This is a genomic window from Acinetobacter sp. LF10 (assembly GCF_048585715.1).
Taxonomy (GTDB): domain Bacteria; phylum Pseudomonadota; class Gammaproteobacteria; order Pseudomonadales; family Moraxellaceae; genus Acinetobacter.
Genome location: NZ_CP184160.1, coordinates 57,916 through 79,518 on the forward strand (window position 1 = coordinate 57,916; position 21,603 = coordinate 79,518).

The window sequence follows — 21,603 nt, forward strand, 5'->3', positions numbered from 1 at the left end:
TTAGTATAATGAAAATATAATCGTGGACTCATTTAAATGATAAAAACATTTGTTCGTGTGTAGGAGACATAAATGCCACCTACACAGAATGAAGTCTTTGCGAAAGTTTATGCCAATATTTTGAATCAGGTTAAATGTTTATCTAGTAATTTATACATAGCTTCTAATCCTTGATGTTCAGCTTCGGCGTTATAGCCTAAGTCAACATTATTTGCTTTAGCTCGCTCATCTGCGAGGCGATTACTAAAACCATGTTTGGCATCTTCAAAAATAATCACGTCATGATCGACTTCTGCATCGTGCATTTCCTGACGGAAGCTTGCGACATCATCTAAAGAAACCATGGTGTCGATCTCACCATGTAATACAAGAATTTCAGCCTGAATCTTTCCTTTTTGTGCAGGTGCTTTAGGGCTTAAATTCGCGTGGAAGGTCACCACAGCTTTCAAATCGGCACCAGATCGCGCCAAATCAAGAACAACTTTACCACCATAACAAAAACCAATTGCTGCCAATTTTTCAGTATTGACCTCTGGTTGTGCTTTTAAAGCATCTAAGCCTGCTTGAGCACGCTCAACCACGGTCTCTACATGATCAAATGTTTGCATCATCCATGCAGATGCTTGAGGAACATCAGAGGTAACTTTTTTGTCTCCATACATATCAATTGCGAGAGCGGCAAAACCGTGTTCTGCAAGTTCACGCGCACGTTGCTCGGTATATTCGGTACGTCCCCACCATTCTGGAGCAACAATAACTCCTGCAACTGGTACATCTCGGATAGGTGTCGCAAAATAGCCAATAAGGCGCTGACCATCTGGAGCAGTATATTCAATTTCACGTGTTGTAATTGGAAAGCTCATTTTTTAATCCTGATCTATATTTTCAATGCTTTGATTAAAGCATAAAAAAGCAAAAAATTGATGATGTTAGCGGAAAGACAAATTTTTATTCGGCTGAAATGATGACAATAAAAAAAGAAGAATACGGCGATTCTTCTTTTTTCTTTCTGAATTTTTATTTCTCTTTAAACTAAGCTTTACCGCGTGATAAAAAACCCACTACAGCAAGAATAGCCGCGATCACTAATAAAATGACGGCAAAGTCTTTGGATAAACCAGCAACACCACCAAAACCTAATAAACTCGCGATTAATGCAATCACTGCAAAGATAATAGCCCAACGGAACATATTACTTACTCCTAAATTTATCGTTATGAGATTACTATAGCGTGTATTTTTTGAACCAAATGTGGTGTTTCTGTGGTTGAAATGTTCAATAACTTAAGTATTGTTAATCGCTTAAGTCGCTTGGAAAACAGCTTGATTGGGAATAAATGCTATAATCAACACAAATTTTAAAAGCCTAAAACATTTGCCATGTCTACCGAATTGCGCGCTAACTTTTGGAAACTATATCCACTTGATCAGTTGAATAATACTGAGTGGGAGGCATTGTGTGATGGTTGCGGTTTATGTTGTTTGGTTAAGCTTGAAGATGAAGAAACGGCAGAAGTCGCATACACCAAAGTTGCATGTAAATTATTAGATTGTAAAACGGCACGTTGTTCTGATTATCCGAATCGTCAACAGCATGTTGCAGATTGTATTCAATTGACACCTGAAAGATTGCAAACAATTACATGGTTACCTCCTAGTTGTGCTTATCGCCGTTTGAATGAAGGTAAAAATTTACCGTCATGGCATTATTTAAATACGGGCTCACGTCAAAGTGTGATTAAAGCGAAAAAATCAGCAGCAGGACGCTGTATTTCAGAACAAGATATCAATGACGAAGATATCGAAGATTATGTCGTACGTTGGATACGATAAGATAGAGTTCTCTTTATTGATCAGCGTTTCTCAGCAATAAAAACAATACTTTTACAGTAATTTTTCTATTCCCCCGATAGGATGAGCATCGAGAGGCAGGCATTGTTGCCGCAGGCTCTCTAGTTGTTTGAATGAAATGAGTTTGGGAAATAGACATGATCGCATCAAGAATGCTGTTCTTCACCGTAGGGCTTTTATCTTGTTATTCTTCGGTTTGGGCGCAACCGCTCAGTGAGCAGCAAGTCAAAGAGATTGTAGATCAGCAATTTAAACCACTATTAGATCAATATAAGATTCCTGGATTAGTGGTTGCGGTGACATTGAAAGGGCAGCATTACTTTGTAAATTATGGTGTTGCTTCCAAGCAAAGCAATCAACCGATGAGTAATAAGACCTTATTTGAACTTGGCTCAGTCAGTAAGACCTTTAATGCTACTTTGACAGGCTATGCACAGGCGCAAGGGCAATTATTATTGTCTGATCATCCTGCCAAGTATTTTCCAGAATTAAAAAATACCGCACTGAATAAAGCTACGATTTTAAATTTAGGTACATATACCGCAGGTGGCTTTCCGCTGCAATTTCCAGATGAAGTTGTTACTCAGCAGGATATGGTTCAATATTTTCAGAATTGGCAGCCAAAAACTAAAGTCGGTGCAGCCCGTCAATATTCTAATCCAAGTATTGGTTTGATGGGCTATGTCACAGCCTTGGCAATGAAAAAACCCTATAGCGAACTGATTGAAAAAACCTTGCTACCACAATTGGGAATGACACAAAGTTTTATTCGAGTACCCGAACAGCAGATGCCACAATACGCATGGGGGTATAAAAATGACCAACCCATTCGCGTTTCTGCGGGGATGTTTGATGCGGAAGCGTATGGCGTGAAGAGTAGCAGTTTCGATATGCTGAAATTTTTAGATGCTCAAATTTACCCACAAAAATTAAAACACCCTCTTCGCAAAGCGATTGAAAATACGCATGTTGGGTATTTTAAAGTCGGTGCGATGACCCAAGGTTTAGGTTGGGAGCAATATGCTTATCCTGTTAAGCTTGAAACACTTTTACAAGGCAATTCAAGCAAAATGGCTTTAGAAAGTCATATCGTTACACCGATCAAACAACCAAAGCGTGCTCGAGCAGCAACATTGTTTAATAAAACTGGTTCAAGTAATGGCTTTGGTGCCTATGCTGCATTTATTCCACAGCAGAAAATTGGGATTGTGATGCTCGCGAATACTAATTTTCCGAATGAAGCTCGAATTACTGCAAGCTACCATGTCATGCAGCAGTTACTTCAAAAGAATACTGCGCAATAGAATGTCGCGTGGTTGCAGATTCAAATTGTAGATTTGCCCCAGACGCAATAGACTAGGATAAAACAGCAGAAAGCCCTTGATGATGTCAGATACGCATATTCCACTTCCTGAACGCTTACGTCCCCGTGATTTGTCCGAAATCATCGGGCAGGATCATTTGTTGGGTGAGCATGCACCCTTGCGCCAGATGATTGATCAGGGACATTTGCCATCGATCATTTTCTGGGGGCCTCCTGGGGTAGGTAAAACCACCATTGCCCTGTTGCTGGCTCAGGCGGTGGATCGTCCTTTCATTAGCCTGTCTGCACTGAATACAGGTGTGAAAGAACTGCGCGAAGTGATTGCCGAAAGTGGTGATCTGCTTACGCCAGTAGTGTTTATTGACGAAATTCACCGTTTTAATAAATCACAGCAGGATGCCTTACTGGGTGCGGTGGAGAAAGGCAAAATTACCCTGATTGGGGCCACCACTGAAAATCCATCCTTTGAGGTCAATAGCGCACTGTTGTCCCGTTGTCAGGTCTATACCCTGAATAGTCTGGATGCGGATGCGATTCAAACCCTGATCAATAAAGCCATTCAAAGTGATAAGTTTTTGAAAGAGCGTTTTATTCAGATTGAAGAATATGATGCGCTGATTCAATTTGCTGCGGGTGATGCACGTAAAGCGCTTAATTTGATTGATTTAATTGCCAGTACTTTTGAGGCAGACGTTGAAAATATCGTGACCAATGCAATTGTGGTTAAAGTCGCACAGCAGAATATTGCACGTTATGACAAATCAGGTGAGCAGCATTATGATTTGGTTTCGGCATTTATCAAATCAATTCGTGGTAGCGATGCGGATGCGACCCTATACTGGATGGCACGCATGCTCAAAGGTGGTGAAGACCCTATTTTTATTGCACGTCGAATGTTGATTGCAGCATCGGAAGATATTGGAAATTCTAATCCAAATGCCTTGTTGTTGGCGGGTGAGTGTTTCCGTTCAGTACAAGCGGTCGGTATGCCTGAAGCACGGATTATTTTAGGTCAATGTGCTGTATATCTCGCAACCAGCCCGAAAAGTAATAGTACCTATCTCGCGATTAACCGAGCTTTGGAGCTTGCCGAAAAAACTGCGAATTTGCCTGTGCCGTTACATCTACGTAATGCGCCAACCAAATTGATGAAACAACAAGGTTATGGCGTGGATTATCTCTATCCGCATAATTACCCTGAGCATTTTGTTTTACAGGAATATTTGCCGCCTGAGTTGCGGGGTACGAAGCTGTATGAGCGAGCCTTAAATAAACGTGAAGTTGAAGCCGAACGTTTGCAGCAACGCCGTTGGCAGCAGGAACAACAGCAACAATAAAGATCTGTTTAAACAGATGAGTTGTATTTTCACATTTCACCTAGTTAAGTTCCCAAAAGTGTAAATGGGAATTTGGCTGCGGTTTTATATTCGATTTATTTCAATATGAACTCAAAAAAAGCCACATTCATTGGATTGCTTGCGATCTTCCTATGGAGCTTGATCGTTGCGTTGATCAAGGATGTCAGTTCGCATTTTGGTGCAGTCGGTGGCGCAGCATTAATTTATACGCTTGCCTCTATTTTCCTGTTTTTTTCAGTAGGTTGGAGCAAGCTTAAAAATTTTCCAAAAGCCTATTTAATTTGGGGTAGTATTTTATTTGTTAGCTATGAAGTGTGCTTATCACTATCTATTGGCTTTAGCAGTAATAATCGAGAAGCGATTGAAGTTGGGATGGTGAACTATTTATGGCCAACATTCACGATGGTTGCTGCTATTGTATTTAATCAACAAAAAGCCAATTTTCTCATTATTCCTGGTTTTATGATCTCTCTCTTGGGCATTTGCTGGGTATTAGGCGGTGAGCAAGGTCTTGATTTACCTAGCATGTGGGCAAACATACAACATAACCCACTGAGTTATGCACTGGCTTTCATCGGAACGCTCCTTTGGTCGGCTTATTGTACCCTCACTGCGAAGATGGCTAAGGGTAGTAATGGGATTACCTTATTTTTTATGTTGGTTTCGATGGTGCTTTGGATTAAATATGCATTGATGGGCGGCGGCGCATTTGATTTTGATTGGTCATCTTCCACGTCCTTACTTTTTGCCGCTGCCGCTATGGGCTTTGGTTATGCTGCATGGAATGTCGGGATTTTGCATGGCAATGTCACGTTATTGGCAGGTGCTTCGTATTTCATTCCTGTATTCTCAGCTTTTTTCTCGGCAATTCTACTCAGTACGCCACTGACGATTTCTTTTTGGTATGGTGCCTTTATGGTGTGTATGGGGTCAATTTTATGTTGGTTCTCGACTCGAGTGAAGCAATAAGTAGGCGCATTTCAGATGGGTAGATGCTTTTATTCTGAGTTGTTATAGTCACTATATTTTTTAAGTGGCTACTAGACACTTCACATAAAAGATCGCATTATCGCGGCATATCACGGATGATAAAGCTCTGCCATGATCACAAACAAAATCAATGCTGCGGAAAGTATCCGAGGTTTAGCCTGCCTTGCGGTTGTGTTGTCACATCTATCGTTGACATTCTTTCCTCAAATGCATCATTTTGATTTAAGTGCTGTACCTCAATATCCCTTTTTTGATCAACTTTATCATTCCCCATTTGCATTCTTCTATTCAGGTACAGGCGCAGTTTTTGTTTTTTTTGTTTTAAGCGGTTATGTCCTAAGTTTATCGAGTTTAAAAAAGAAAAATTCAGCTGAAAAACTCAAAAAATCATTAATTAAACGTTATCCACGTTTGGCTATTCCTGCGTTTATTTCTTGTATTGTTGCCTACCTCGTTTGTTTTGTTCCTGTCGATGTTACGCATGTTTCTGAATGGGGGGCAGCTTTGGCAAATCCTCATCCAAAATTAAGTATAGCTTTGTATGAGGGCAGTATCGGAGCATTTTTATTTGGCGACTCAAGCTATAATTGGGTATTGTGGACGATGCAGATTGAGCTGCTCGGTTCATTGGTAATTTATCTCGCCAGTTATTTTTATAGCAAACGACCGATGCTTGCAGGTGTATTCTTGCTGTTGAGTATTGCGACAGCCTATACGATTTCACAAACAGTATTACTCGGTATGCTGAGCTTTATTTTAGGTATGGGTTTATTTCTATATGCATCAGAATTAGCAACAGGGTTATCTGTGTTGCTATTCACGCTGGGGCTATATTTCTGTGGTGCGCATAATGAAAGTTTGAGTTATCGGATTTTTGCTCAATTTTTAGGTGAGCAAACCTACGATTACCTGAATTCCATTGGCGGTTTTTGTATCGTGTATGCGGTATTAAAAGGCAAATGGTTAGCACAATTTTTTGATTCGCCATTTTTAGTTTTCTTAGGCAAGATCTCATTTTCTATTTATTTAATTCATCTTGCTGTGATTTATGCTTTAGCAATTCCTTGTTTTAATCTATTGCATATTCAATTGGGTTTTTCGTATTGGGTAGCGGGTCTGTGGGCGAGTTTGTTTACAGTGATTATAAGTATTGTTTTAGCTACTCCTTATAGTCGCTATGTAGATGATATTGCAATTAAAGTCTCTAATAGGCTTACAAAGATATTTTAATTTTACAGTATTCATTTCGTCTTTTGAATATTGTATCGCACGATAAATATTATTTTCGTATTACAAAAAGAATCCTTTTAACCTTTTTCAACAGAAAAAGAATAAGGTTTAATAATAAAGGCATAATAAAAACATGGAATTAGCTCTATGCATTTAAAATATTTTTATCCTGTTTCTCTCATCACTTTGTTTGCCGTTGCTGTATCTGGTTGTATGAGCATCAAGTCAGCTCAACAGCAGTCAACGGAGAAATTATTTTATGGTGGCTCTATTCTGACGATGGAAGGAATGCAGCCTAAATATGCTGAGGCGCTATTAGTAAAGGATGGGAAAATTGTATTTGTTGGCTCGAAGCAGCAAGCAGAGCGGTTGGCAAATGCCCAAGTTCAATATATTAATCTAAACAACAAAACTTTATTACCGAGCTTTATTGATGCGCATAGCCATGTAAACATGGTGGGTTTTCATCAAATGGTAGCGAATCTTTATCCTATGCCTGATGGTTCAGTTTCAGATATCAACTCACTTGTAAAGGTAATGAATACGTGGAAGACACAAAATCCAGCAGTGATTAAAATGATGGGTGGTTGGATTTTGGGAAATGGTTATGATGATGCACAATTATCTGAACAACGTCATCCTACGGCAAGTGATTTAGATCGGGTGTCCAAAGATCAACCCGTGATGATTTTACATCAGTCTGGGCATTTAGCTTCTGTGAATCATAAAGCATTAGAATTACTGAATTTTAATCAAAATACACCAAATCCAGAAGGAGGAGTTATTCGTCGTGAAGCCAATTCAAATATTCCAAATGGAGTCTTAGAAGAATCGGCTTTATTTACGGCGATTGGTTCAATTTTTAAAGATGTGCCGCCGCAAGTGATGTTCCAAATCGCGCAAAAAGGTATCGATGCCTACGTCAAAAATGGTTTTACCACGGTACAGGAAGGGCGTGCAGATCAGGGCACAACGGAGATGTGGCATGCTTTAGCCAAACAAAATCAATTGCCAATTGATGTGGTTTCTTATCCAGATATTACCACCAGTCAGGAGTATATGCTGAAGCAAGGCAGTAGTCGTCAGTATAATCAGCATTTCCGTATTGGTGGCGTGAAAATCAGTTTAGATGGCTCACCACAAGGTAAAACAGCTTGGTTGACACAACCTTACTTAATTCCACCTGAAGGTAAAGATAAAAACTATAAGGGCTATCCTGCGATTAAAGATAACCAACAGGTCAATCAATATATTAATTTAGCGTTTAAACAGGGTTGGCAAGTACTTGCACATGCCAATGGTGATGCGGCAATTGATCAATTTATTGGAGCTGTAAAAGATGCCACATTAAAACAAGGCAAAGCAGATCGTAGAAGCGTATTGATTCACTCTCAAACGATTCGTGAAGATCAACTGGATCAACTGAAAGCCTTGGATATTATTCCATCCTTCTTCTCATTGCATACGTTCTATTGGGGGGATTGGCATCGTCAACAAACCTTAGGTGAGGCGAGAGCAGCACGTATTTCACCAACGGCAAGTGCTTTGAAGAAACAGCTTATTTTTACAGAGCATCATGATGCACCTGTTGTGCCGCCGAATAGTTTGATGATGTTAGATGCAACCGTCAATCGAGTGACACGCAGCAATTATGTATTGGGTGCAGATGAGCGCGTGAGTCCCTATATGGCTTTAAAATCCATGACTGATTGGGCAGCTTATCAATATTTTGAAGATCAGCATAAGGGCACGATAACTCAAGGGAAACTGGCTGATTTAGTGATCTTGGATCAAAATCCGCTTACGATTCCAAGCCGAGAGATCAAAAATATTCAGGTATTGGCAACCTATAAAGAAGGGAATCTGATTTATCAGAAATTAGGGAAGTAGATAAACAAATAAAAAACCAGCCTAATCAGGCTGGTTTTTACTCAGAAGTTAGAGTTTAGGCTTAGATATTATCTAAGTTAATGCCTAAACGTGTAGCAACTTCTTCATAAGCTTCAACCACACCACCTAAACCTTGGCGGAAACGGTCTTTGTCTAATTTTTTCTTGGTATCTTTATCCCATAAACGGCAACCGTCTGGAGAGAATTCATCACCCAATACGATACGATCGTGGAATACACCGAATTCAAGTTTGAAATCAACAAGAATCATATTACCTGCATCGAATAATGCTTTCAGTACATCATTCACTTGGTAAGTCAGTTCTTTCATTTTTTCAAGTTGAGGTGCTGTTGCCCAACCTAAAGCAATTGCTTGAGATTCATTGACCATTGGGTCACCAAGCGCATCATCTTTGAAGAACAATTCAAATGTTGGAGGCGTTAATTCTTTACCTTCTTCAACACCTAAACGACGACATAATGAACCTGCTGCGTAGTTACGAATAACACATTCAACAGGGATCATTTGTAATTTCTTTACAAGTACTTCTGTTGGAGAAAGTAACTTTTCAAAATGAGTTTCGATACCCGCTTCAGCCAACTTTTCCATGATGAAGGCATTAAAACGGTTGTTCACCTTGCCTTTACGATCTAGTTGCTCAATTTTTTCGCCATTGAATGCTGATGCATCATCACGAAAGACTAAAATCAGGTGATCAGCATTATCTGTTTCATATACAGATTTTGCTTTACCAGTATAGAGCAAGGTTTGTTTTAACATGGGGGAACCTTTTGAAAAAGTATGCCTAGTAAACGACTAGGCTGGCCAATTTTGGTAAATCTGGGTTAACACTTCAGCTGCAACAGCAGGGTCTGCAAATGTTGTATCAAGTTTGAATAGCGCAACTGTATTGCTTGAGCCTACAGCCGATAATTTCAGTAGATAATTTTGATCGCCTACTTTAATCGTTGCTTCATAGCCATTTTCTGCTTGAGAAATAACTTTGTAGTTGAGGCTACTCAAGGTTGCGAAAGTATATTGCCACGCACCTGCTGTTGGACCATCAACTTTGAGTAATGGGTTTTTATTCCCATCAGTGACGAGCTGTGGGCGACCCACTGTTGAAGCTGTTGCTGAAGTATTATCGGCTGAATTTTGCATCGCTTTTGGACGAGGCAATGCATAGCGGTTGCCACTTTCATTCTCAAGCTTTGGCGCATGCTCAATTGCAAGTGGGTCAACCGTAGGCGCTGGATACAATGGCGTAAATGGTCTTGCCGTTATGCCCTCAGGAAATTTGAGTGGTTCAAGGGCTTGAGCTTTTTTATAATCTAAAGAATGATTATTGAGGGCAAAACGACCACAACCAGTCAAACTCAAAGCTGAAATGACTAGGACAACACCAAGACGTAATTGCATCATAAATTGCTCGTATTAAATAATTCCCGCAACTTTTAAATTAGTGCGGAGCGGTTCACGATATTGTTCTGCTAGAGCGGTTAATGGTAAGCGTACGCCAGTACCAATTGATCCCATCTCGTGCAATGCCCATTTCACAGGAATTGGGTTTGATTCGCAAAACAAAATATTGTGTAGATTTGCAATTTGTTGATTCAAGCTTTGTGCTTTTGCTTTATCTCCAACTAACGCAGCTTCACAAATTTCGCTCATTTGCTTTGGTGCAACATTGGCTGTTACAGAGATATTACCTTTTGCACCCAGTAAAATGAGTTCCCAAGCAGTTTCGTCATCACCTGAATAAACAGCGATTTTATTATTTAAACCTTCGATGAGGGCTTGACCACGTGGTACGTCGCCTGTTGCATCTTTAATACCAACAATGTTTTTAACATCAGCAAGACGAATAACGGTTTCGTTTTGCATATCGACACCAGTACGACCTGGTACATTATAAAGAATTTGTGGAATATCAACAGCTTCAGCAATAGATTTGTAGTGTTGATATAGGCCTTCTTGTGTTGGTTTATTATAATATGGCGTAACGAGTAAGGCCGCATCAGCACCTAATTCTTTTGCAGCTTTAGTCAATTCAATCGCTTCACGCGTTGAATTTGCACCTGTACCTGCGATAATTGGAATACGTTTGTTGGCTACACGAATCACTTCTTTGATGACTTGTGTGTGTTCTTCCATGCTTAATGTAGACGCTTCGCCCGTCGTGCCGACCGCAACAATACTATGTGTACCTTGTTGGATATGCCACTCAACGAGCTTCTCAAGACTCTTCCAATCTACGCTGCCATCTTCAAACATAGGGGTGACGATTGCGACAATTGAGCCTTGAATATTCTGTGCTAGCTGAGTCATTTTAAAAAACTATCCTATTTTCCCATCCGAGATTGAATTAGTTGAAACGAAATATTGGATGGTTGCAGTATTTTGATTGGTCACCCAACAATTCGATCGGGTTGAATGACAATTACGCAAATTATGACTGATCGGAGGCATAAGAACAATATGCTTTAGTCAAACTGTGGAAAACTTTAATTCATCTTTATCTTGAATTGTTTTCATCTTTTGTAAAAGTGAAAACATGAGTAGCCAGAACATAATCAGCAGGGTATTGTAAAAATACAAGTTTTAAACTGGAGCATGGTATGCAGACACAATCTCATCATGTCGCATTAATTGTTGTTGATGTCCAAAATGGATTTACTCCTGGGGGGAATTTGGCCGTTGCAAAAGCAGATCAAATTATTCCGATTATTAATCAACTTGCAAAAAAGTTTGAGCATATCGTGCTGACACAGGACTGGCATCCTGAGCAACATATTTCTTTTGCAGATAATCACGACAATAAAGTGCCGTTTGAAACCATTGAATTGCCGTATGGAACCCAAGTGTTATGGCCGAAACATTGTGTTCAAGGCACTCACGATGCGGAATTTCATCCTGATCTGGATGTTCCAACTGCACAACTGGTTATTCGTAAAGGCTTTCATGCCGATATTGATAGTTATTCTGCTTTTATGGAAGCAGATCGTAAAACACCAACGGGTTTGAGGGGTTATTTAACAGAACATCAAATTGATACAGTATATATTGTAGGGATTGCCACAGACTTTTGCGTTGCGTGGACAGCCTTAGATGCTGCACAGATGGGCTTTAAAACTTATGTTATTGAAGATGCCTGTAAAGCGATTGATTTGGATGGTTCACTACAAAGCGCATGGCAAACAATGTTAGAGCAGGGGATTGAGCGTATTCAATCGACTACAATTTTGTCATAAGCTTGAGCCGTTTGATCTAAAGGCGTTAAACTTCTAAAACTGATAAATCAATATCAGTTAAACTCTAACTTCAGACAGAATTGAGCGTTTTATGTCAGTTGAACTTGATGATTTTGATCAGAAAATTATTCATTATTTACAAATGAATGGAAGACTAGCTAATCAAGAATTAGCAGAATTGGTGGGATTATCAACTTCTCAATGTTCACGTCGTCGTATTCAGCTTGAACAAAATAAAATTATTACGGGTTACTATGCGCAAATCGCATTAAGCGCAGATCCGACACCGATCATGGGTATTATTGAAGTAAAATTGCAAAACTACAATGATGCGACACACGATCGCTTTGTTGAGTTTCTTTTAAATGAACCTGCGGTGAAAGATATTCATAAACTCACAGGAAGTTATGATTTTGCACTGAAGGTTGCAGTCAAAAATTTAGATGAAATGGTCAAGTTGATTGGGATTTTGTCATCTAGTAACTTTGGCGTCAGTAATTTAAATACATCGATTGTGTTGGAAAAATTAAAAGAAAATGGGATTGCGATTAAGTAAAAAATCTTTCTCTTAGATCAATATCATTCAAACTGAAGCATTGGACTGTACTGCATAAAGATTATTCAAAAAAGAATATTTTGAGTATAAATTGCATTTATGGTGAAAATATAAGAATAAATTGCGAAATTTGAATAAAAATGATCAAATATGCCATATCTTTCTTTGAAAGATATTTCTCCCTGCTGTTGTTCTCCTATTGAGTTGTATCCTTATGAATACCGATCAGAATATATCTTTGGTCAGTCCAGTCATGCCCGTGATTGACCAACACTCTAAGATTGAAGATGGATTGGCAATGTTAATTGGAACATTCATTCTATCGTTTGCCATGACTTTATTGCAGCAAGCAGGGATTATGACAGGTGGTACAGCGGGCTTATCTTTATTGCTCCACTACATTACCGACATCAAATTTGGTGTTTTATTTTTCCTGATCAATATCCCATTTTATTATTTTGCCTATAAAAAAATGGGCATGGCATTAGTCGTCAAGACATTTATTGCCGTTGGATTATTAGCTGGTTTTACCGAAATTATTCCTCATTTTTTTCATTTATCTAGTGTAAATCCAATTTATGCTGCGATTTTTGCGAATGTGTTGATGGGGGTAAGCTTTCTGATTTTATTTCGCCATCGCTCAAGCTTAGGAGGAATCAACCTCTTAGTTCTATATTTACAAGAACGCTTTAACATTCCAGCAGGTAAAGTGCAGATGGGAATTGATGTTACCATCTTATTAGTTTCGTTGTTTTTCGTAGATTGGAAATTGATTCTAATTTCAATTTTAGGGGCTGTTATTTTAAATTCAATTATTCTTTTGAATCATAAAAGCAGTCGTTATGTGGCTTAAAAATGACCATCAATGGCAATAAAAAAGGAGGGTTAACCCTCCTTTTTTTATTTTGTAATTATTCGACTGTTACGCTCTTAGCAAGGTTACGTGGTTGGTCAACGTCGGTACCACGTAATACAGCAACATGATACGAGAGCAATTGCACAGGAATACTGTACACAATTGGTGCTAACCATTCATTGACAGCTGGAACATGAACGACATGTTGGCGATCTTTGCTATGAATACCACTGTTTTCATCAGCAAAAACAAAGAGTTCCCCACCACGAGCTTGAACTTCTTCCATATTCGATTTTAACTTATCGAGCATTTCGTCTTGTGGAGCCAAGATCACGACAGGCATCTCATTGTCTACTAAAGCCAATGGACCATGCTTGAGTTCACCAGCCGCATATCCTTCAGCATGAATGTATGAAATTTCTTTCAGTTTCAATGCGCCTTCTAATGCGATAGGGAAGTGTGTGCCACGTCCTAAGAACAAGCAGTGGTTCTTTTCAACGAAGAGTGCTGATAGGCGCTGAATCTCAGTATTGCCTTGTAAAGTATCTAAAATCACTTTCGGACAATGCCATAGCGCTTCTGTAATTTCATTCACTTGAGCATCTGCAAGACGTTGTTTAACTTGACCAACTTTCAAGATTAACAACATCAATGCTGCAAGTTGTGTGGTAAAGGCTTTAGTTGATGCCACCCCAATTTCAGGACCAGCAAGCGTGAGTAAATGATGATCTGTTTCGCGAACCATTGATGAAGTGGCAACGTTACAAATGGTCATGGTACTAATGTCGATGTTCTGAGCTTGAGCACGTTTTTGTGTTTCGCGTAATGCGGCCAAGGTATCCGCAGTTTCTCCAGACTGAGAAATACAGATATACAGTGTATGAGCAACAATGACAGGCGTGCGATAACGGAATTCACTTGCAATCTCAACTTGGCAAGGTACACCAATCAATTGCTCGAACCAGTATTTTGCAATCATACCTGCGTGGTAGCTGGTACCGCAGGCAATGATTTGTACTTGCTGAATTTTGTCAAAATCCGCATTGGCATGTTGAAGAAAATCTTCACGCAAATTATTGCCATTCAATGCTTGTGAAATCGTTTGTTGAATCGCTTCTGGTTGCTCATAAATTTCTTTGAGCATGAAATGCTTATATTCGCCTTTTGATGCATTGCTGACAGTTGCATCCAATTCTTTGATTGGACGTTCAACACGGGTTCCATTGACAAAAACTTCAATACTAGTACGTGTTAAGCGCGCAATATCACCTTCTTCGAGATAGACGAAGCGATTAGTAACAGGTAATAAAGCCAATTGGTCTGAACTAATAAAGTTCTCGCCAATACCTACACCGATTACCAATGGTGAACCTTCACGCACAGTAATCAGTTCATCAGGGTGTGCGGTATGCACAATACCCAGTGCAAAAGCGCCTTTTAGGCGAGGAATAACTTTTTGTACAGCTTCAAGTAAGCTATCAGTTTGCTTTAAAGCGTCGTTGACAAGATGAGCAACAACTTCAGTATCTGTTTGTGAGGTAAAGACATAACCTAGCGCTTGTAATTCATCTTTAAGGTCTTGGTAGTTTTCAATAATACCATTATGTACAACAGCTACATCACCTGAAACATGTGGATGAGCATTATTTTCAGTTGGTTTACCATGGGTTGCCCAACGGGTATGTGCAATACCCACATGGCCCATCAAGTTTTGTTCTGATACAGCTTCAGCTAGATTTGCAACTTTACCTACGCGACGCTCACGCAAGATTTTTTGATCATTCAGTAATACCAAACCCGCAGAATCGTAACCACGATATTCGAGACGTTTTAATCCTTCAATGAGGATATCGGTTACAGAACGTTCAGCAACACCACCAACAATACCACACATAATTGTATCCTCTTATTTTTTCAGCTTTTGGGGACGTTGATAATTTGCTTTTTCAAACTGTTTAGATCGTTCGACAGCTAAACTATGCTCAGCCACATTTCGAGTTAAGGTTGAGCCTGCGCCTGTTGTTGCACCTTGACCAATTTTGATCGGTGCAACCAATGAGTTATTGGTACCAATAAATACATTGTCTTCAATCACAGTACGATGTTTATTTGCGCCATCATAATTACAAGTGATTGTCCCTGCACCAATATTACAATTCGCACCAATATCTGCATCACCTAGATAAGTGAAGTGATTGGCTTTTGAACCTTGTCCCATATGGGTATTTTTAACTTCAACGAAGTTGCCAATATGCACGTCATCCGCCAAGTTCGCACCTGGACGTAAGCGTGCAAAAGGACCGATTTGGGTATTTTCACCCACAATTGCATTTTCAAATACGCTATAAGCTTGAACTTTAGTGCCTGCCGCAATACGAGTATTTTTTAAAATACAGCCTGCGCCAAGTTGAACGTTGTCACCTAATTCGCAATCACCTTCAATAATGACATTGACATCAATTTGTACATCTTGACCACATTTCACAGTTCCACGTAGGTCAAAACGATTTGGATCAATTAAATGTACGCCTTGTTGCATCAATTCTTTTGCTTGTTGTTGCTGAAATTGACGTTCCAAAGTTGCAAGTTGTAGGCGGTCATTCACACCTTCAACTTCAAATTCAAGCTCAGGTTGAATTGAAGCAATTTCTAAGCCATCCGCAACGGCCATTGCCACGATATCCGTAAGGTAATATTCACCTTGAACATTGTTATTAGACAGTTTTGGCAACCATTGATGTAATTTGGCATTACTTACACAATAAATACCAGTATTAATTTCTTGTATTAGACGCTGTTCGTCAGAAGCATCTTTATGCTCAACAATCGCTTGAATCTTATCTGCTTGACGAACGATACGACCATAGCCTGTTGGATTCTCAACATTAAGCGTAATCATACCAATACCAGATTGGCTAGAAGCTTCAAGCAACTGTTCAAGGGTGCTTTGACGAACGAGTGGAACATCCCCATATAAAATTAAAGAAATACCATCTTGAGGTAATACAGGGAGAGTCATTTGAACAGCATGACCTGTTCCTAACTGTTCTGCTTGTTCAACCCATTCTATTTGTTCAGCAGCAAAACTTTGTTTAACAAGATCACCACCATGCCCATAGATCGTAATAATATTTTGAGCATGTAATTTTTTTGCAGTTTGAATCACATGTCCTAAAAGTGGACGACCTGCCAATGGTTGGAGAACTTTGGGTAGTTTCGAACGCATCCGCGTTCCTTTCCCAGCTGCAAGAATAATAACAGTTGTTGACATAACTAACCCTAATATCAATGGTTTAAGTCAAAAAATAAAAATGAATCATAAAAATACAAAGCGCAGCCCAAAGACCTGCAATGATGTCATCAAGCATAATCCCTAGACCACCAGTAACTTTTTGGTCTGCCCAACTAATCGGAAATGGTTTCCAGATATCAAATATACGGAAAAAAATGAAACCGACAATGACCCATAACCAGTTTAATTGCTGTACGTAGAGCAAGGGCAATAGCGTAATAGATTGCCCTGCAAATTCATCCCATACAATTCGACCATCATCGTGTACATCAATCACTTTGGCGGTATGTCCACAGATGTATATGCCCACCAAAGACATGATAAAAATTGCTAAAACACTCAAATTAAAACCGAGATATAACCAGAGTGGCGTAAATAGCAATACAAATGCAGAACCAAATGTTCCTGGTGCTTTAGGACTGAGACCAGAACCAAATCCAACCCCGCAGAAAACGATGCAGCGATCGAACCAAGTCATCTGTTTGAAGTGAATGGGAGGCTTATGCAAAATGTTGGTATCCATGAATCTGTAGTGGGTAATTCTCACCCATATACTCAAATAACAATCCAGTTTGTTGGGTAATTTTGCCGATTATTGTAAGCGGAACATCTAATTGTTGTCGTGACAGTTTTTCAAAATTTTGCGGTGATATTGTAAAACATAATTCATAATCATCACCACCTGCAAGCGCATACTGCCAAGCTTGTCGCAAATCTATATTTTTTAGTGACTGATCTATCGGAAGTTGTTCAAGCTGTAATGTTGCACCTACTTTTGAGGCATTCAGAATATGTCCTAAATCTTGTGCGAGTCCATCTGAAACATCAATCATACTTGAGGCTAAACCTTTTAGCTGTTGCCCCAAATTACAACGAGGTGTTGGATAATCTAAGCGTTGTTGTAGAGGATGTCCTAAGTGTTGTAATCCAAACGCGGCATCACCAATCTGTCCACTAATACAGACATAGTCGCCGACTTGTGCACCAGCACGCGTGATGGCTTGACCTTGTTCAATCCAGCCTAAAGCGGTGACACTTATAGTGAGTTGGGTGCTTTGAGTGGTATCGCCACCAATCAGACTCACACCAAATTGATCACAACAATCAAAAAGACCCTGACTAAATCCAGCCAACCAGTCATGATCAACGGTAGGGAGACTCAGTGCGAGTAAAATACTATGGGGTTTTGCACCCATGGCGGCGAGATCAGATAAATTGACCGCGACACTTTTCCAGCCAATGGCATGGGCAGGGGTATCTAAGGGAAAATGTCGACCAGCAACCAATGTATCTGCACAGATCACGAGTTGTTGTGAAGAAGGAGGGGTGACGATGGCTGAGTCATCACCGATACCTAAACTGACATCAGATTTTGATGCACGTTTAAAGTACCGCTCAATAATTGAAAACTCAGCCATGCAACATCAAGCCTATTATTTTGCTTGCTGTTTTTCAGCTTCACGAAGCTTTGATGAAAGACGGTCTAATACACCATTGATGTATTTATGGCTGTCTGCACCACCAAAGTGTTTTGCTAGCTCAATTGCTTCATCAAGTACAACGCGGTATGGAACTTCGAGATGATCTCGTAATTCATAAGCACCAAGTCGTAAGGTTGCAAGTTCTACACCATCTAGTGCAGTTAACTCACGATCAAGTACAGGGATGAGTAACTCATCTAAAGCTTCATGTTGAGCAACCACTTGAGTGAGCAATTCATGGTAATAGTTAAGGTCAACTTTGTGCATAGCATTTTCTACACGTGTACGTGCTTCAATTTCATGGACAGGGTTATGACTCATTTGCCATTCATAAATCCCTTGTACAGCAAAACGACGTGCTTTGCGTTTCGCTGCATAAGCGGCCTGAAGTGTTTGCGACATGCTTTAAATTGCCTTTAATAAGTTAACCATTTCGATTGCAGTCAATGCAGCTTCGCTACCTTTGTTTCCTGCTTTCGTACCTGAACGTTCGATTGCTTGTTCAATGCTGTCTGTCGTTAAGACACCATTGATCACAGGCATTGTGCTTTCAAGTGCAACTACACCTAAACCTTTCGCACATTCACCTGCAACAAAATCAAAATGTGGTGTACTACCACGGATCACTGCACCGAGTGCAATGATGGCATCAAATTTGTTTGAAGCCGCTAATTTTTTTGCAACGATAGGAAGTTCCCACGCACCTGGTGCGTGAATAACAGTAATCGCATCTTCTGAAACACCATGACGTTTTAGAGTGTCGATCGCGCCTTCAAGTAAATGTTCAACCACGAAGCTGTTGAAACGTCCTACTAAGATCGCATAACGACCTTCGCTTGCGAGATGTAATAAACCTTCAATTCGGCGAATTGCCATAGCAACCTCGATTATTTTGCTGTGATTTGATCGGCAGTGATATATTCCACTACCTCTAAATGGAAACCAGATAAAGCATTGAAACGAAGCGGAGAACTCAGAAGCTTCATTTTTTCAACACCTAAATCTCGTAAAATCTGCGCGCCAACACCAATCGTCTGGTATTGATGCGAAAGTGCTGCATTAGACTTAAGCGGTTTTGGTTGATTTAACTGCTCTAAGGCATGTCCTAGATCTTCTAAATGATCTTGACCAATCCATACCAATACACCGCGCTCGCTTGCAGCAATTGTTTTCATTGCTAGATCTAAATTCCACGCTGCCGAACCATCGGCCTTATTTAATTTTAATAAGTCGCGAACAGGATTAAAACCATGCACACGAACAGTGGTGATGCCTTGTTTTGGCTCGCCTTTTACTAAAGCTAAATGAATATCTGGATTACCGATTTCACGGTATTTGTATAAATCAAATTCACCATATTCGGTTTGAATCGTCTCTTGAGACAAACGCTCAACAGTTTGTTCATTGGTCATGCGGTAATGGATCAGATCCGCAATTGTACCGATTTTTAAACCATGTTTCTCTGCAAAGACTTCTAAATCAGGGCGACGGGCCATGGTGCCGTCATCATTAATAATTTCACAGATAACAGAGGCAGGCTCTAGACCTGCTAAGCGGGTGAGGTCGCATCCTGCTTCCGTATGACCTGCACGGTGCAGTACCCCGCCCGGTTGAGCCATTAATGGAAAAATATGACCAGGTTGAACGATATCACTTGGTTTAGCATGTGCTGCAACTGCGGTACGAATCGTATGCGCGCGTTCAGCAGCGGAGATACCAGTACTGATCCCTTCTGCTGCTTCAATTGACAGCGTGAAGTTAGTGGCATGTTGTGCACCGTTTTGATCTACCATTAACGGTAAATTAAGCTGTTTACAGCGATCACGGCTCAAAGTTAGGCAAACTAGGCCGCGTGCATGCGTAATCATGAAGTTAATATCTTCAGGGCGAACATGCGTTGCAGCGATGACTAAGTCACCTTCATTTTCACGATCTTCATCATCCATTAGGATGACCATTTTGCCTGCACGAATATCTGCGACAAGCTCTTCAACACGACTCAGCGGCATTCGCTTTCACCTTTTATGCTGCCTTTTAGGGCACTAGTATTCGATAAATCTGGTGTAGTTTACCGTATTTTAATAAATTTCGCCTGTGCTTCTTTATCAATTAAAAAAGTGAATCAAGCAAATAATAAAGCAACGCTTTATCCTAATGGGCATTTATAGCCTTGTAAGGGAGCGTTGCATTTTGAATTTGAACCGACATATTCGATCGACCTAAGATTCAGTCGAAACTTTTACTTTTTTACCCATCAAAATTTCAGTGCGCAGATTTTGTGCTACGGTGGCACATTGCTCATTCATCCCATTAATCATAAAGGCATGACGAGTCATAATACTACTCGGATTTGGCATCACAACTAATTCATAACTATTTTGAACCGTTTTGAGTTGCTCGTGATTGAGGTGTAAAGCGGCTTCTTTGGCATGTAAGTGTTGAGTTAAGCGTTTGGCTGCCTCAATCGCATCTAATTGCATCGCTTCTACAGCACTAGCAACAGCACCGCGTGTTTGTAGTGCAAAACGTTTATCTTCACGATAGCGTTTATATAAAACATCTGCCAATAACTGGAAAACAGCACCAATCATCATCAGGCATTCTAATGCATGAGGATGTTCTGATGTCGTCGACAAGGTTGCGCCTTCGGCATTAAATTCTTGAACGACGTTAATTTGTGTAGCGTCGAGTTGGTAATGTTTCGCACAGAGATCAATGCTTTTATCCAAGAATAATTGACAGAGTTTAAAGTAAGGCACAGAAACCGATTGATTGACACTGCTCAACAGTTGTTTTGGATCATAAAACTGGATATTCAATGCGACAGTTTGATGATCTAAATTGACTTGTTGATCTGTTGAAGCTTTTTCAATACGTGATTTTGGTTGTGCTTTTGCCTGTTGCTGTGCTTGTGCAACTAACGTGACTGTATTTTGCTTCTCAAGTGCAAGTGCCTGAGTTAAACGTTGAATTTCATGCTTGAGATGATTTTCTTGGTTAATACGGGCTAAATATTCACTACGTGTTGGACGTGCAATGGCACGATACGCCAACCAGATCAACCCATGAATAAATAAAGATGCCAAAATCGCCAGCCATTGCGTGCGTAAGATTTCACCAATACTCGGTTGGATGAGCGTGATTTCAACTGTTCCAACTTTTTTCTCATTTTGTAACGCATCACGGACAAAGACTTCACCTTGACGCGTCTTTGCCATACCACTGGTCGCAAGGACTTGTTTATTGGCATCTAAGATACGGATTGAAGCAATACTCGGATTGGTTGCATAGCGATTGGCAACCAATGCCAATGAGACAGTATTGGCAGGTTCCAACTCTGAAAGACTATCCGCCACTAACTGACTGGTCATCAGTTGTCCTTGGCTGGCGCGATTTTCATTGAGTTGATGTGTCGTTGCAATCACCAATAAAAAGGTATGCAATGCAAAACTTACAATTAGTAGGCTAGCAAATAGCCCTTGGCGAGGCGCATTCAAGTTAAACTTCCAAGGCAAATAGATTT

Annotated in this window: 22 protein-coding genes; 9 read left to right on the forward strand and 13 right to left on the reverse strand. The window is 40.1% G+C overall.

Annotated elements, in window-relative coordinates; all coding sequences use genetic code 11:
- Positions 1-125 precede the first annotated feature (125 nt).
- The gene (locus tag ACN19N_RS00245; RefSeq protein WP_420001747.1) at positions 126-863 is read right to left on the reverse strand and encodes a dienelactone hydrolase family protein; all 738 of its coding nucleotides are present in this window, start codon (positions 861-863) and stop codon (positions 126-128) included.
- A 169-nt stretch (positions 864-1,032) separates the two neighbouring features.
- Positions 1,033-1,191 (reverse strand): DUF1328 domain-containing protein, encoded by a 159-nt coding sequence (locus ACN19N_RS00250; protein WP_004659733.1) that lies wholly within the window; start codon positions 1,189-1,191, stop codon positions 1,033-1,035.
- 189 nt (positions 1,192-1,380) lie between these two features.
- Between ACN19N_RS00250 and ACN19N_RS00255 the strand changes: the two genes are divergently transcribed.
- The 6 genes from ACN19N_RS00255 to ACN19N_RS00280 all read left to right on the forward strand — a co-directional run bounded on the left by ACN19N_RS00255 (position 1,381) and on the right by ACN19N_RS00280 (position 8,643).
- Complete coding sequence (locus ACN19N_RS00255) at positions 1,381-1,833, forward strand: YcgN family cysteine cluster protein (protein WP_269229274.1); 453 nt, start codon at positions 1,381-1,383, stop codon at positions 1,831-1,833.
- Positions 1,834-1,988: 155 nt separating this feature from the next.
- A complete protein-coding gene (gene ampC / locus ACN19N_RS00260) occupies positions 1,989-3,155 on the forward strand; it encodes a class C beta-lactamase (protein WP_420001748.1) in 1,167 nt (388 codons plus the stop codon).
- Between the two features lie 82 nt (positions 3,156-3,237).
- Positions 3,238-4,512 carry a replication-associated recombination protein A gene (locus ACN19N_RS00265; RefSeq protein WP_420002339.1) on the forward strand — a complete coding sequence of 425 codons (1,275 nt, stop codon included), beginning with the start codon at positions 3,238-3,240 and terminating at the stop codon, positions 4,510-4,512.
- Positions 4,513-4,617: 105 nt separating this feature from the next.
- Positions 4,618-5,502: an aromatic amino acid DMT transporter YddG gene (gene yddG, locus ACN19N_RS00270; protein WP_420001749.1), complete on the forward strand. Its 885-nt coding sequence runs from the start codon at positions 4,618-4,620 to the stop codon at positions 5,500-5,502.
- A gap of 132 nt (positions 5,503-5,634) precedes the next feature.
- On the forward strand, positions 5,635-6,753 hold the full coding sequence (locus ACN19N_RS00275) for an acyltransferase family protein (protein ID WP_420001750.1): 1,119 nt from the start codon (positions 5,635-5,637) through the stop codon (positions 6,751-6,753).
- 147 nt (positions 6,754-6,900) lie between these two features.
- The gene (locus tag ACN19N_RS00280; RefSeq protein WP_420001751.1) at positions 6,901-8,643 is read left to right on the forward strand and encodes an amidohydrolase; all 1,743 of its coding nucleotides are present in this window, start codon (positions 6,901-6,903) and stop codon (positions 8,641-8,643) included.
- A gap of 61 nt (positions 8,644-8,704) precedes the next feature.
- On the opposite strand, the gene purC is transcribed toward ACN19N_RS00280, so the two are convergent.
- The 3 genes from purC to dapA are packed head-to-tail and all read right to left on the reverse strand — an operon-like array spanning position 8,705 to position 10,972.
- Positions 8,705-9,424, reverse strand: a complete 720-nt coding sequence (gene purC, locus ACN19N_RS00285) for a phosphoribosylaminoimidazolesuccinocarboxamide synthase (RefSeq protein ID WP_269229279.1) — start codon at positions 9,422-9,424, stop codon at positions 8,705-8,707.
- Positions 9,425-9,460: 36 nt separating this feature from the next.
- Positions 9,461-10,063: a lipoprotein-34 precursor (NlpB) gene (locus ACN19N_RS00290; RefSeq protein ID WP_269230383.1), complete on the reverse strand. Its 603-nt coding sequence runs from the start codon at positions 10,061-10,063 to the stop codon at positions 9,461-9,463.
- Between the two features lie 15 nt (positions 10,064-10,078).
- Positions 10,079-10,972, reverse strand: coding sequence for a 4-hydroxy-tetrahydrodipicolinate synthase (dapA, locus tag ACN19N_RS00295; RefSeq protein WP_420001752.1), 894 nt, complete (start codon positions 10,970-10,972; stop codon positions 10,079-10,081).
- 290 nt (positions 10,973-11,262) lie between these two features.
- Between dapA and pncA the strand changes: the two genes are divergently transcribed.
- From pncA to ACN19N_RS00310, 3 genes are all read left to right on the forward strand, one after another.
- The gene (pncA, locus tag ACN19N_RS00300; protein WP_420001753.1) at positions 11,263-11,895 is read left to right on the forward strand and encodes a bifunctional nicotinamidase/pyrazinamidase; all 633 of its coding nucleotides are present in this window, start codon (positions 11,263-11,265) and stop codon (positions 11,893-11,895) included.
- A gap of 91 nt (positions 11,896-11,986) precedes the next feature.
- Positions 11,987-12,451: an Lrp/AsnC family transcriptional regulator gene (locus tag ACN19N_RS00305; protein WP_004659756.1), complete on the forward strand. Its 465-nt coding sequence runs from the start codon at positions 11,987-11,989 to the stop codon at positions 12,449-12,451.
- Positions 12,452-12,665: 214 nt separating this feature from the next.
- Entirely contained in the window at positions 12,666-13,304 is a 639-nt protein-coding gene (locus ACN19N_RS00310) for a YitT family protein (RefSeq protein WP_420001754.1), read from the forward strand.
- Positions 13,305-13,362: 58 nt separating this feature from the next.
- Here ACN19N_RS00310 and glmS read toward each other — a convergent pair whose 3' ends face one another.
- The 8 genes from glmS to ACN19N_RS00350 form a co-directional block, all read right to left on the reverse strand.
- A complete protein-coding gene (gene glmS, locus ACN19N_RS00315; protein WP_269238742.1) occupies positions 13,363-15,201 on the reverse strand; it encodes a glutamine--fructose-6-phosphate transaminase (isomerizing) in 1,839 nt (612 codons plus the stop codon).
- A gap of 12 nt (positions 15,202-15,213) precedes the next feature.
- Entirely contained in the window at positions 15,214-16,578 is a 1,365-nt protein-coding gene (gene glmU, locus ACN19N_RS00320) for a bifunctional UDP-N-acetylglucosamine diphosphorylase/glucosamine-1-phosphate N-acetyltransferase GlmU (protein WP_293744086.1), read from the reverse strand.
- A gap of 22 nt (positions 16,579-16,600) precedes the next feature.
- Positions 16,601-17,122: a phosphatidylglycerophosphatase A gene (locus tag ACN19N_RS00325; RefSeq protein ID WP_420001755.1), complete on the reverse strand. Its 522-nt coding sequence runs from the start codon at positions 17,120-17,122 to the stop codon at positions 16,601-16,603.
- Complete coding sequence (gene thiL / locus ACN19N_RS00330; RefSeq protein ID WP_420001756.1) at positions 17,100-18,017, reverse strand: thiamine-phosphate kinase; 918 nt, start codon at positions 18,015-18,017, stop codon at positions 17,100-17,102. The genes ACN19N_RS00325 and thiL overlap by 23 nt, the downstream gene beginning before the upstream one ends.
- A 15-nt stretch (positions 18,018-18,032) precedes the next feature.
- Entirely contained in the window at positions 18,033-18,482 is a 450-nt protein-coding gene (gene nusB, locus ACN19N_RS00335) for a transcription antitermination factor NusB (protein WP_004659763.1), read from the reverse strand.
- A 3-nt stretch (positions 18,483-18,485) separates the two neighbouring features.
- Entirely contained in the window at positions 18,486-18,956 is a 471-nt protein-coding gene (gene ribE, locus ACN19N_RS00340; protein ID WP_004659764.1) for a 6,7-dimethyl-8-ribityllumazine synthase, read from the reverse strand.
- 11 nt (positions 18,957-18,967) lie between these two features.
- The gene (gene ribBA, locus ACN19N_RS00345) at positions 18,968-20,089 is read right to left on the reverse strand and encodes a bifunctional 3,4-dihydroxy-2-butanone-4-phosphate synthase/GTP cyclohydrolase II (RefSeq protein WP_269229300.1); all 1,122 of its coding nucleotides are present in this window, start codon (positions 20,087-20,089) and stop codon (positions 18,968-18,970) included.
- Between the two features lie 210 nt (positions 20,090-20,299).
- Positions 20,300-21,595, reverse strand: a complete 1,296-nt coding sequence (locus ACN19N_RS00350) for a hypothetical protein (RefSeq protein ID WP_269229301.1) — start codon at positions 21,593-21,595, stop codon at positions 20,300-20,302.
- Positions 21,596-21,603 lie beyond the last annotated feature (8 nt).